General features: G+C 45.0%; 12 protein-coding genes. 9 read left to right on the forward strand and 3 right to left on the reverse strand.

Features of this window, described 5'->3' with window-relative positions; all coding sequences use genetic code 11:
• Positions 1–76: 76 nt before the first annotated feature.
• Together C7475_RS22750 and C7475_RS22755 are read left to right on the forward strand one after the other, a co-directional pair.
• Positions 77–1,072 (forward strand): alpha/beta fold hydrolase, encoded by a 996-nt coding sequence (locus C7475_RS22750; protein ID WP_110055701.1) that lies wholly within the window; start codon positions 77–79, stop codon positions 1,070–1,072.
• A 115-nt stretch (positions 1,073–1,187) separates the two neighbouring features.
• Positions 1,188–1,436: a hypothetical protein gene (locus C7475_RS22755; RefSeq protein WP_110055702.1), complete on the forward strand. Its 249-nt coding sequence runs from the start codon at positions 1,188–1,190 to the stop codon at positions 1,434–1,436.
• 22 nt (positions 1,437–1,458) lie between these two features.
• On the opposite strand, the gene C7475_RS22760 is transcribed toward C7475_RS22755, so the two are convergent.
• A complete protein-coding gene (locus C7475_RS22760) occupies positions 1,459–2,181 on the reverse strand; it encodes a LytTR family DNA-binding domain-containing protein (RefSeq protein ID WP_110055703.1) in 723 nt (240 codons plus the stop codon).
• The gene (locus C7475_RS22765) at positions 2,178–3,245 is read right to left on the reverse strand and encodes a sensor histidine kinase (RefSeq protein WP_110055704.1); all 1,068 of its coding nucleotides are present in this window, start codon (positions 3,243–3,245) and stop codon (positions 2,178–2,180) included. Before C7475_RS22765 ends, C7475_RS22760 begins: the two co-directional genes overlap by 4 nt.
• Before the next feature lie 209 nt (positions 3,246–3,454).
• Here C7475_RS22765 and C7475_RS22770 point away from each other — a divergent pair, with 209 nt between their 5' ends.
• The 6 genes from C7475_RS22770 (at position 3,455) to C7475_RS22795 (ending at position 10,235) form a co-directional block, all read left to right on the forward strand.
• Complete coding sequence (locus tag C7475_RS22770; RefSeq protein ID WP_110055705.1) at positions 3,455–4,342, forward strand: transglutaminase domain-containing protein; 888 nt, start codon at positions 3,455–3,457, stop codon at positions 4,340–4,342.
• A gap of 225 nt (positions 4,343–4,567) precedes the next feature.
• The gene (locus C7475_RS22775) at positions 4,568–7,117 is read left to right on the forward strand and encodes a TonB-dependent receptor (protein WP_110055706.1); all 2,550 of its coding nucleotides are present in this window, start codon (positions 4,568–4,570) and stop codon (positions 7,115–7,117) included.
• A gap of 197 nt (positions 7,118–7,314) precedes the next feature.
• Positions 7,315–7,749, forward strand: a complete 435-nt coding sequence (locus tag C7475_RS22780; RefSeq protein WP_110055707.1) for a MarR family winged helix-turn-helix transcriptional regulator — start codon at positions 7,315–7,317, stop codon at positions 7,747–7,749.
• A 10-nt stretch (positions 7,750–7,759) separates the two neighbouring features.
• Positions 7,760–8,263, forward strand: coding sequence for a GNAT family N-acetyltransferase (locus C7475_RS22785; RefSeq protein WP_110055708.1), 504 nt, complete (start codon positions 7,760–7,762; stop codon positions 8,261–8,263).
• 13 nt (positions 8,264–8,276) lie between these two features.
• Positions 8,277–8,777 carry an SMI1/KNR4 family protein gene (locus tag C7475_RS22790; protein WP_110055709.1) on the forward strand — a complete coding sequence of 167 codons (501 nt, stop codon included), beginning with the start codon at positions 8,277–8,279 and terminating at the stop codon, positions 8,775–8,777.
• Between the two features lie 141 nt (positions 8,778–8,918).
• Positions 8,919–10,235: a BamA/TamA family outer membrane protein gene (locus C7475_RS22795; protein WP_110055710.1), complete on the forward strand. Its 1,317-nt coding sequence runs from the start codon at positions 8,919–8,921 to the stop codon at positions 10,233–10,235.
• Between the two features lie 29 nt (positions 10,236–10,264).
• On the opposite strand, the gene C7475_RS22800 is transcribed toward C7475_RS22795, so the two are convergent.
• Positions 10,265–11,122 (reverse strand): serine hydrolase, encoded by an 858-nt coding sequence (locus C7475_RS22800; protein WP_110055711.1) that lies wholly within the window; start codon positions 11,120–11,122, stop codon positions 10,265–10,267.
• A gap of 130 nt (positions 11,123–11,252) precedes the next feature.
• Here C7475_RS22800 and C7475_RS22805 point away from each other — a divergent pair, with 130 nt between their 5' ends.
• Positions 11,253–13,097, forward strand: a complete 1,845-nt coding sequence (locus C7475_RS22805) for a glycoside hydrolase family 2 protein (protein ID WP_110055712.1) — start codon at positions 11,253–11,255, stop codon at positions 13,095–13,097.
• Positions 13,098–13,101 lie beyond the last annotated feature (4 nt).

Raw genomic sequence — 13,101 nt, forward strand, 5'->3', positions numbered from 1 at the left:
ACGCTGGTACATCATTTATTTACGGTGTTTCGGTAGTTTTGCGGGTCAACTTTATAGTAAACAAAAGTTTTAACAAATGATTAAGTCTATTGCCGGCAACACAATGGTTGCAAGGCGTCAGTGTACAGTGAATGTTACCCGCTATTTTTCTACTTTCACTAAGATGGCATGTTGTCTTTTGATATTGTTCTTTTCCGCCAGCTACGCGTTCGGTCAGCGAAAGCTTACGGCAGGAGAACATTTCGCAGATGTCAATGGTATCAGGATGCATTATTATGTTGCAGGTAAAGGGCCTGTTTGTCTGGTGCCTTCTCCGGGATGGGGTGCGCATGTGGACTATATGCGCTCACTGGTTCCATTTGAGAAGCATTTTACAATGGTGTATTATGATACCCGTAAGAGTGGTTTGTCGTCCGGTCCCGAAGATTCTACTAAGTATACAGACCAGGACCTCGTGAATGATATGGATTCTCTCAGGGTATACCTGGGACAGTCGAAGGTATGGCTGACCGGGCATTCCGGTGGCGGATTCCAGGTACTTAACTATGGCTCCCAGCATAACGCTAATCTGAATGGTATCATTGCGCTTGATGCAATGGCCAGGTATGATAGTGTGCATACTGCTGAAATGATGAAGATCATCAACGGTAAGACAGGTCCGGAATTTGCGACAGCAAAGGCCGCATTCTTAGGTCAGGACGGTGTGAAGGACCGTAGTATTGAAGAATTTGTACACGTTATTCTGCCTTTATATTTTACCAATCCAAAAATAGGAGCAAGTTTGCCGCCCGTTAAAGTGAGTGCAGAAGCATGGCAATATACCAGTGCGTCTAATATTTTCAAAAGCAAGAACCTGTTGAACGACCTGCATAATATCACTGTGCCGGTACTTGTTTTTGTGGGGGATGAAGATTTTATCTGTGGACCAGAATCGGAGGCAAAAAGGATCCACGAGCGTATCTCTACTTCCCGCCTGGTAATTATTAAGAGTTCCGGACATTTTCCATGGATAGAACAGCCGAAACAGTTTTACAAGGCGTTTGACGAGTGGGCGAAAGAACAGCACATATAATACAACCAGGATATTCACGCAGCGGGCGCTTCCGGTAAGGAGGCGCCCGCTGCTTTTACGGTCATTGTAAATGAACGGGGCAAGCTGTAACTTTGTGGAACTAAAACGACTAGCCATGGACAAGAAAGATACCATCCCCACAGGCGGAACCTTTTATCCTATAGTAAAAGAGCTGTTTGAGAATAAACAAAAAGCGGGTATTCTTTATGACGATAACGGTGTTACCCGTGCCAACGGTTTTATCGAAAGCATTTTTGAACGGGACGGCCAACAATGGTTAAAGCTGGACGACCAGACAGAGATCAGGATTGACAAGTTGTATGCTGTCAATGGTAAGTTCTCTTCCGATTATTCTGAATGCTGATCTGCGATCATTTATTTACTGCTTAGGTCTGTAGCTTCTTCAGTACTTCTTTGCTGTAGGAATTACCGATGGGAATGCTGTGCTTTCCCAGATCTATCTGCGTAGCGGAAAAGGCACTGATGTGGTCAAGGGAGATGATAAAAGACCGGTGTATCCGCATAAAGCGATTGGCAGGAAGCTTTTCTTCAAGGTAGGTGAGCGTCTGGTAAGTGATGATCGTTTTATCAACGGTATACAGCTGTACATAGTCCTTTAACCCTTTAATATACAGGATATCCTTTATGAGCAGCCTGACCATTTTCTTGTCTGATCTGACATAGATAAAAGTCTGTGACTCATGTTCGGGTTCTTCAATGCTATTTGCGATCAATGTTCTGCCGGAAGGGTTCGTGATGTTTTCGTACTTATTGATGGCCTTCAGAAATCGTTCGAAGGATATAGGTTTGAGTAAATAGTCAATGACGTTCAGTTCATATACTTCCAGTGCAAATTCACTATAGGCGGTGGTCATGACTACCAGCGGCGGGTTTTTTAAGGTACGCAGCAGCTCAATGCCTGTCAGTTGAGGCATTTTGATATCGAGGAACAACAGGTGTGCTGCCTTTTCCTTTAACGTATTGTAAACCTCTGTCCCGTTTGAGCATGAGGCAACCAGGTGCAGCTGTGGCAGTTTAGCGATATAACTTTCTATGATTCCCCTTGCAAGTTCCTCATCATCTGCAACAATGCAATTGATTCTGTTCATAAGTTGATTTTAAGATCTGCTTCAAATGATTCTTCTGTTCTGTTCAGCTGTAACTGGTACTGGCCGGGATAGATCAGTTCCAGCCGTCTTTTTACATTTCTGAGGCCTAAACCATTTCCGCTTGTTTTAATGTTCTTCGGATAGCTGTTTTCCACTTTGAGGAAAAGGCGGTTACCTGTAACCTTTAAGTGTATGGTGACCCAGCCTGCATCTTCTTCTATACCGTGTTTAAAGGCGTTTTCCACAAGAGGAAGCAATAACAGGGGCGCAATCATCTTGTGCTCAATATCTCCTGAATAGTTAAAGGAGAGGTCCAGTCTGTCGGCAAAGCGCATCTGTTCTATTTTGATATAATTTCCGATATGGTCAATGTCGTGCTTCAGCAATACTTTGTCTGCACCTGCATCGTAGATCATATAGCGCATGAGCTGTGAGAGGTGTAGCACCACTTTAGATGCAAGGTCAGAGCCTTTCAGTGTTAATGCGTATAAGCTGTTAAGTGTATTGAAGAAGAAATGAGGATTGATCTGCGCTTTTAAAAAAGCAATTTCTGCTGAGTATTTTTCTTTTTCCAGTTCCCTCAGATCCTTCTCTTGGTGGAATGCCCTATACATCAGTTGCAGTAAGGTGGTGAAAGCAATAACGGGATAGGTTTGCAATGCCATCCGCAGGATGCGTACGGGTATCCAGAAGTGTTTATTTTCCTGTGCGTACCTGACGGGGTTATGCAACTTTTCCCAGGGGAGGATGTAGGTGTGGGTAAGGTATCTCATGGACAAACCACTCAGCAGGAGCAGTAGTAATATTGCGAAAGCATACCTGATATATTGCCGCCGGTAGTAAAATAAAGGCAACAGTACATATAAGTTCAGGTATGCCGCAATGATGGTTACAGGTATACTGACGACCAGCACTTGCGGAGGAAGTACAAAATCGAGGCTGTCGGTATTCTCCCAGTTGTAACTGACGGCCTGGTACAAAACATAAACAAGCCAGAACAGGAGATGAATTATTACCAGTTGCCAGTTGCTTCTCAGTTTTACATTCATGACTGCAAGTTGCATATTCTTTAGCGTTTATAAGCTGTTTTCCGGCCAATACGCCGTTTATATCCGTCAGCAGTATAATTCCTGCCGCTAAAATGTAATACGGGCTTAAAAGGCCTGTTAAGGGCAATAAACCTCAAGTTGGTCTAAAATACCAGAAGCTTGCGAATTGACTTCGTTTATTTGCGGGCGGTCCGGTTATCAATAAGATCAATCATTTTTAATTTATGAAATCTCTCAGTATTTTATTTGGTGTCTTGTTTGCTGTTGTACTTTCTGCAAAGGGCCAGACATCGGGCAATGTGAAATTTGTTATTGACCTGAAGAAGACAACGGCTTATGACACGTTGCAAAGGCAGCATTTTCCTGCGTTCACTTACCAGTCAGCTGCTGATTCCCAACTGGTGGCATTACGTAAAACCTATCACCTTGATTCAGTGGCAGGGAAGGGCAGCGAGGTACAACGGGCCATCCGTTTGCTGGAATGGTTCCATAACCAGGTGCCGCATGAAGATGTAAGAAACCTGCCAGTACTTACTGCACAGTACATCATCAATAATTACAAGGAGAAGAAAGCGGGGCAGGGGTGTTATCCGTTATCCATCGCTATGAATGAGATCTTCCTGTCAATGGGCTTTAAATCGAGGAGTGTGATCTGTTTTTCTAACCTGTATCCGGAGGCCCAGGGTGGTCATGTTATCAATGCTGTTTATATCGACTCGCTCAAAAAGTGGATCTATATGGACCCGCAGGACAATGCCTATGTAAAGGATGAAAAGGGGAATTTGTTAAGTATTGAGGAGGTGAGGGAACGGCTGATAGACGGGCGCCCGATGTTCCTTAATGCTACGGCCAACTATCACGGGACGCCGACGAAAAAGGAAGATTATCTCTATACGTTTATGGCGGAACATTTATACCGGATGATCTGTCCTGTGGGCAGTGAATACAATTCGCAGACACGTACCGGTGGTAAAGTGATCAGGTATGTGGAGTTGTTGCCGGTAGCGAGTACCGATCCTGCGGCGGATATGTTTGAAACGGGCGTACATGGTAATTATGAGGTGATCACTTATCATACGAACAACAATAAGATATTCTGGCAGAGGCCCTGAAAGACGCATATTTACTAATAATACGAGGCGCCCGCTTGTGTGAGGCGCCTTTATTATTTATAAAAAAAGCCCTAAAGATTTTCATTGTTAAGAAGTAATTATATATTTGTCTACAAATCTAGTAGACTGTAGCAATTTACCACCACCGCGAACAGAACACAGACGTGCAGCTTTCTGCATGTTAACCTTTGCATGTCTTTTTTTTAAACGTTAAATATTATAATGATGAGAAAAGTCTTACTTTTTCTTATACCGGTGTTATGGGCTATAGCAGCATCTGCCCAGAAAACGGTGGTGGGGGGAATAAAGAACGATGCAGGAGAACCTCTGGTAGGAGCGACTGTAGTTGTAAAAGGTACCAGAAACCATGCCGTGGCCGACACCAGTGGTCAGTTCAGCATTATTCCACGTAGGGAACCTCCTTTTACACTGGTAATTAGCTCTGTAGGTCATAAGCTACAGGAGATCCGCGTTACTTCCTGGCCTGCAGCCCCACTGGCCATTGCATTGGAGAATGACAACAGCCTGTCCGAGGTGGTGATCACTTCCAGGCGTCGTATAGAAACAGCGCAAAACGTTCCCATTCCTATTTCTGTAGTGGGCGGCCCATTGATTGCAGATGCAGGCGCATTCAACGTAAACCGGTTGAAAGAGCTGGTGCCTACGGTGCAGTTGTATTCTTCCAATCCGAGGAATACGACACTAAACATCCGCGGACTGGGTTCTACGTTCGGGCTAACCAATGATGGCATTGATCCGGGAGTAGGCTTCTATGTGGACGGCGTGTATTTTGCGCGTCCGGCGGCAACTACGCTCGATTTCATAGATGTAGAGCAGATAGAGGTATTACGTGGCCCACAGGGAACGCTGTTTGGTAAGAATACAACGGCAGGGGCTTTTAACATTACCACGAAAGCGCCCAGCTTTGAAACAGGAGCCAATTTTGAGGTTAGCTACGGCAATTTCGGATATATACAGGCGAAAGCTTCGGTAACAGGCCCGTTAACTAAGAAACTGGCCGCAAAACTGTCATTTTCAGGTACGCAGCGGGATGGCGTTATCTACAATGTTGTAACAGAGAAACACATTAATGACCTCAACAACCTGGGACTGCGGGGCCAGTTGCTGTTTACGCCTACGGACAGAGTGAAGATCACTTTGTCGGGTGATGTTTCCGAACAGCATCCGGAGGGTTATGCGCAGGTGGTGGCAGGTGTGGCGCCGACTTTACGTCCGGCGTACAGGCAGTTTAGCCAGATCATCGCAGACCTGAATTACAAGCTGCCAAGTCTGAACGCGTTTGACAGGCTGGTGGATCATAATACGCCCTGGCGTTCAGGTAATGAGTTGGGAGGTGTTTCACTCAATATAGATGCGAAGATAGGCGGTGGTACCCTGACCTCTACTACGGCCTGGCGTTACTGGAACTGGGACCCATCGAATGACAGGGACTTTACGGGTTTGTCGGTATTATCGCTTTCGCAGGCTACTTCAAAGCATAAGCAATGGACACAGGAAGTGCGTTATGCAGGTGACCTGACCTCAAGTCTGAGTGGTGTGATCGGTGTTTTTGGCATCTGGCAGGACTTAAAAACTGATCCTGAACATATAGAGGAATCAGGCGCTGACCAATGGCGTTTCTCACAGAATTCCACCAGCGAATTATGGAGAACGCCGGGTTTGTTTGAAGGGTATGGCATCAAGACGAGGTCCAGGCTGAAAACATTTGGAGGAGCGGTGTTCGGACAACTGGACTGGGCGATCACCAATCAATTGCATGTGTTGCCCGGATTGCGGTTCAACTATGACAAGAAAGAAGTGGACTATGATCGTAAGACCTATGGCGGTTTACAGACAGATGATCCTGATCTGATCGCATTGAAGAATATTGTGTATACCAATCAGGCCTTTACGGCAGATGTGGATGAAAGTAATTTATCCGGACAATTGACACTGGCCTATAAGCCGACTAAAAACGTGAATGCGTTTGCTACTTATTCCACCAGCTATAAGCCTATCGGCGTTAACCTGGGCGGGCTGCCAACAGCGGGAGGTAAGGTGCTGACCGATCTGGCCAGGATCAAACCGGAGTCTGTGCATCATATTGAGGTGGGTGTAAAAACAACGCCTACCGGTAATTCTACCTTGAACCTGGTATTCCACAAGACGGATATCAAAGATTATCAGACACAGGTACAGACGGCCGAAGTGGGCGTGAACCGTGGCTATCTGGCCAACGCTGAAAAGGTGCGGGTACTGGGAGCAGAGCTGGACGGTAACTTAAGGTTCAGACATCTTACATTATATGGCGCACTGGCGTATACGGATGGCAAGTATGTATCTTTTACCAATGCACCAGTGCCGCTGGAGGAAACCGGAGGTCCATCAGCGTTTAAAGATATCTCCGGAGGAAAACTACCGGGTATTTCGAAATGGGCAGGTTCACTGGGTGGTGAGTTAACATCAAATCCCCGGGTGATCATTGGTCAGAGCGCTACTTTCTTTGTGGCTTTTGACACTTACTACCGGTCTTCTTTTTCATCCAGTCCGTCGCCTTCACAGTACCTGAATATCGACGGTTACACTTTGTTGAATGGTCGGTTAGGTTTCCGTGCATTCAATGGTTTGTCGGTATTTGTATGGGGACGTAACATCCTGGACGAAGATTATTATGAGCAATTGCTGCCGGCGGCAGGCAATGCAGGTCACTATGCAGCGGTGCTTGGTGATCAGCGGACATATGGCATCACGATACGTTATAATTATCGTCCGTAACCCTTAATATCCGGCAGGTGCGAGGCATAGGTTCTTGCACCTGCTGATCTATGAGACACCTGTAAATGAAAGCTGTATTTGTTATCTTGTTTGTATTGATGATCTCCCCTGAAAATATTTCTTAATAAATAGTGGACTTTGTCCACCATTTATTTATATTCGCACTACGATTCACTGGTAAACTTAAATGAGGAAAAATGAGAGACACTAAAACAGCTGTCCAGGAGATCCGTGCGTTTAACCGTTTCTACACTGACATTATCGGGCTGCTGGATGCACATTTACTTGACAGTGAGTATTCGCTGTCCGAGGTGCGTACCTTATATGAGATACACATTGGTAAAAGTGTGCAGGCTTCCCAGATCATGACGGCGATGCACATTGATAAGAGTTATCTGAGCCGTTTACTGAAGAAGCTGGAAAAGGACGGATTAATCTGCAAAACCCCGTCAGAAGAGGATGCGCGGGCTACACTTATTTCCCTTACAGGAAAAGGATTGAAGGTGTTTAAAACACTTAATAAAGCATCTGATGAACAGATAAATGAACTGATCAGCAATTTGCCTGTGCGTAAACAGGAAGAGCTGGTGAATCATATGAAATCGATAATGGACATATTACAACATAAATAGAGAGAATGCTATGACAACTAAGGTGAGTTTAAATGAGATCAGGCTACGCAATGAGCTGTTACCGGGAGATCTGGGCTATGTCGCCTATCTGCATGGGATATTGTATGCTAAGGAACGGGGGTACGGATTTAATTTCGAAGGTTATGTGCTGGACGGATTGGGTGAGTTTGCCCATCAGTATGATGCTACTAAAGACCGGATATGGGTATGTGAGCATGAGGGAAAGATCATTGGTTTCCTGATGGCATTTGGAAGAGAAGACAGTATACAATTGCGTTACTTTATCTTCTTACCGGAGTACCGGGGAATAGGGCTTGGTAAGAAACTGATGGAAGAATTTATTAGTTTCATGAAAGAGCGTGGTGTTACCAGGGCATATTTATGGACGACCAATGAGCAGGAAGAAGCGATCGGGTTGTATTTACGTTATGGTTTTCGGCTGACTGAAGAAAAGAAGTCGGATGCGTTTGATAAGAAGTTGGTGGAGAGAAGGTATGATCTGAAAATTGTATAAAATATTATCTGTTATGGATAAAATATTAAGGATAGAAGACATTATGGAAAGGATGCGGAGAGGGGATGTTAAGGAATCATTTGAATTGCTGCCTCCGGTGTCTGACGATGTTATTGAACAGGTGGAAAGAAAATTAGGAGCAGCTTTACCAGACGATTTCAGAAAATTCTATTCTTTCTGTAATGGAACTACAAGGAACGTTGACGCGTTCCGGATCATCACACTGGAAGAAATTACAAGAAAAGACGATGATCCTGACGCGCCTGAGGAGCGATGGAAAGGGCCATGGGAATTTCCGTTTGCTGATTTTGCTCTCTTTTATGAAGTATGGGTTGTAAGTATTGATAAAAATAACCGTAATAATTATATCATTTATCATCCCGATGGGGGTGACCGTTTATACTATACCAGTTCATTAGCTGAATTCCTGGAGAGGCATTTAAATGAGGGCTATGTAGGAATTTTTGAATGGGCGGAGGAGATTATAAGAAATCGACAGCGTCCGAAATCTTGAGTAACTGGACGCGTGGTAATAATTAGCGAGCGCGGCACCGGACGGATGTATTGATATTGTTGGTTTGAAATTTGTTTTGTTGATAAATGTAGACAAACAAAAACTCAAGCTTTGTTAAACCGTAAAGGAGATTACATCCGAATGAATAGACACATTAAAGTGCTGTGGCGGATCTTGCTATTGACGTCTTTCGTAATTATAAGCGGGACAGTCTATGGTCAGGTGCAAACCCCTGCGGACACTTTGAAAAGGGATACTTCAGAGATTAAGCGGGACAGGCCAATGGGAGAGAACCTATATGGACAGTTCGACCTGGGCGACCTGGCCAGATATATTTTACATCCGAAGAGACCGCCCGGACCGGCAAAGACACGTTCCGGCATTATTATCATTCCGAATGTGGCTTCTAACCCCAGTATAGGTTCACAGATCGGGATCAAGGCCGTTGCAGGGAAGAAGCTGGGCGGCGACCCTAAAACCCTGCTTTCAGTTGCAGCTACATCTGCTTCCATTACTACGAAGGGGATCATGTATTTCTATATATCTCATAATGTCTACACACCGGGTAATAAATGGAACCTGCAGGGTACATTGATAGCTGCCAAAACAGTGACGCCGGACTATGGGTTAGGGATTGCCAATGAAGGAGGAAAGGACGAAGCGGACAGGGTACTGGCTAATGCAGGACGTAAAGGGCGTGCAATCCATGGACAGCTTTATAATTTCAGAGAGAAAGTATATAAGGAAGTCAGTAAGAACCTCTTTGTTGGCCTGGGAGTATCGTTTGATATAAGGCGCAAACTTCATAGTAAGGATACTACTACAGATCTTACACCGTTTAACATCTACAGTGACAGGCACGGATTTCCAAGAGATCATTATATGGCGAATGGTCTTTTGTTTAATGTCCAGTATACGACACGGGATAATCAGAACCGCGCTTACAAAGGCGTCTACATAGATGCGGGCTTCCGTACCAATCAGACCTGGATGGGGAGTACAAGGAATGCTTTACAGTTTACGACGGATTTCAGAAAGTATGTTAGCCTTTCTACACGCAATCCGGCACATGTCGTGGCGTTCTGGAACTGGGGATCGTATCTCATCAACGGTGCGCTGCCCTATCTTGAATTGCCAGGGACCGCGAAAGATCCCGGTTCCCGTAGTGGCCGCGGATATGTGGTGCAGTATTTTAAGGGAGAGAATTATAACTACTCAGAGGTGGAATACCGTTTCCCGATACTGAGGAATAATTTCGTGAGTGGTGTGGCGTTTTTCCATTTACAGACTGCCAGTGATGAATTAGGTACAAAACTGTTCCAGGTATTCCGACCGGGAGGAGGAGCGGGGCTGCGGATACTGTTTAACAAGTATACGCGTACGAATCTTTGCCTCGATTATGCCTGGGGTAAGTATGGGGCCAGAGGGTTCTTTCTGGGGCTGAATGAGGCGTTTTAGGGCAAATATGCTAGCCCTTTTTTTACGTCCTAATGCTCATAATACTCCCACAAATATTTGGAGATCTTCCTGATCAGGTTTTCTGCTTCATTTTCGTCTGTCCAGCGTTGGTCTTTATTATTCTTAGTGCCTACATAAAATACGTAATCGCCGTGTGGTGCATTTACCAGCAACACTTCCGACCTCGATGCGTCGACAGAGCCTGTTTTATGTGCTGCCTGTACAAAAGGAGGGATCTGGGAGAGGCCCGTTTCATCGTAATAGCCATGTGTCATAAGACGGTACATACGCTCAGAAGCTGCCTTACTGATGATCTCTCCTTTACGGATCTTCGCTACTAAGTCGGCCATCTCGTGTGGAGTGGTCATTCCCCAACCATATATATTCCTTATTTCTGCACGTCCCGGCGTACGTGAATTGACGCGGGTTACGGAGAAGCCATATTGTTCCATCAGCTCATTGATGCGCTGTCCGCCGCCAGCTAATGCCTGGTTCCATAAGGAGGAGGTATTGTCGCTATATGACATCATCAATGCCAATAATACACTCAATTCTGTTTCCGTGCTGTCTTTGAAGAACTGCATGATGCCGGAGCCGCCGTATTTGATGGAGTCACGGTAAATAAGAGGCTGATGATACTTCAGTTCGCCTTTCTCTATCTTATCGAACACGCCTACCAGGATAGGGACTTTCACGATGCTTGCTGTAGGAAAGATCGTGTCTTCATTGATACCTGCATAACGGCCTGTTTTGAGGTTTTTGACATAGATGCCTATATCGCCGTTGAAACCTTTAATGAGCTCACGCAGGCCTTTTTCAAGTTTACGGTCGTGCTGTGAAAATGCCAATGCAGGAAGAAGCAGGAATAAAATGAGGAACCGGTACATGATCTTATTGCGATGTTTGCCCTAAGATATAAAACAGTACCGGTAAATTCCCCGGAAGAACCACTATAGATTTAAAAAACATTTGAGTAAATTCAAGCTTCTAACAATCGAAATCTTACAATCGAATTACATGAAGAAAGTATTATCCTGTTTCGTTGTATCTCTTGGCATTGCATCTGCTGCAAGCGCCCAGGGAACGCAGTGGCATCTTATTAAGGACAAAATTGTAACCCAATGGGCTGAGAAGGTTGACCCGAAAGCCCCACTGCCTGAATATCCACGTCCTTTGCTGGTCAGAAGTAATAACTGGATAAATTTAAATGGTCTCTGGAGTTATGCTATTACGCCAAAAGCGCAGACTGAGCCTTCTGCTTATGAAGGCAGCATCCTGGTGCCTTTTGCCGTAGAATCGGCCATATCAGGTGTTGGCCGCACCGTTGGGAAAGATAGTCTGCTGTGGTATAAGAATACCATCAGTATTCCATCTACCATGAAGAATAAAGACATCTTACTGCACTTTGGTGCTGTTGACTGGCAGACCGAAGTTTTCGTAAACGGAAAGAGTGCTGGTAAACATGAAGGCGGATATGATCCTTTTTCAATAAACATCACACCGTTCCTGAAGAAAGGAGCGAAACAAGATATAACTGTACGTGTGTGGGACCCAACGGATGAAGGTCCGCAGCCGGCAGGTAAACAGGTTGTTAATCCTGAAGGCATCTGGTATACACCGGTAACAGGTATATGGCAGACGGTATGGTTAGAGGCTGTTCCTAAAACATATATCAGCGCTACCAAACAAACGCCTGATATTGATAAACACACTATCTCAGTTGCTGCGTCAATAGAGAACGCGCAGGCAGGTGATAAACTGAAGATCGATGTAATGGAAGGACCGACTGTTGTAGCACAGAAGGAAATTGCTGCGAATGAGACTGCGGAGATCGCACTTAGCAATGAGAAATTATGGTCGCCGTCAACACCTTTCCTGTATGACCTGAAAGTGACGCTGGTACGTAATAACAAGCCGGTGGATGAGATCAAAAGTTATTTCGCTATGCGTAAGATATCAATGGCTGCTGATGCCAAAGGTATACAGCGTATGCTGCTGAATAATAAATTCCTTTTCCAATATGGTCCGCTGGACCAGGGTTGGTGGCCTGACGGATTGTATACTCCGCCTACATATGAAGCGATGATCTATGATGTTGATCAGCTGAAGAAGATGGGCTTTAATATGATCCGTAAACATATCAAGGTTGAACCGGCTACTTACTATGCTTACTGCGATAAAGCAGGCATGTTGCTGTGGCAGGACATGCCTAGTGGCGACAGGGGTAACGGATGGGAAAATCGTCCGGGAATACTGGACCACGCTACTGATAAGGACCGTACACCTGAATCGGAAGGTTATTACAGGAAAGAGTGGAATGCTATCATAGATGCGTTATATAACTATCCGAGCATCGTGGTATGGATACCATTCAACGAGGCATGGGGACAATTTAAAACAGAAGAGATCACTGAATGGACAAAGAAGAAAGACCCATCCCGCTTAGTGAATAGTGCCAGTGGTGGTAACTTCTATCCGACAGGACATATCATTGACCTGCATAACTATCCTCATCCTGCTATGCCACGTCCGGACCTGTTCGGTCAGAAGCAGATCCTGGTACTGGGTGAATTCGGTGGTCTGGGATTACCGCTGGAAGGACATACCTGGCAGAAGAACAAGAACTGGGGGTATCAGTCGTTCAAGACATCAGAGGATATGTTCAAGAAGTACAAAACGTTTACTGAAAGGATCGAACAGTTGATCCCTTTAGGTTTATCGGCCGCTGTGTATACACAGACCACAGATGTTGAAGGAGAGGTGAATGGCTTTATGACTTATGATCGTAAGGTAGAGAAAATGCCTGTTGATAAACTGCATGAAGCAAATGTAAAATTGTATGATCCTACTTTAGTGAAATAAACGT

The organism is Chitinophaga sp. S165, from assembly GCF_003182155.1.
In the GTDB taxonomy this organism is placed as follows: Bacteria; Bacteroidota; Bacteroidia; order Chitinophagales; family Chitinophagaceae; genus Chitinophaga.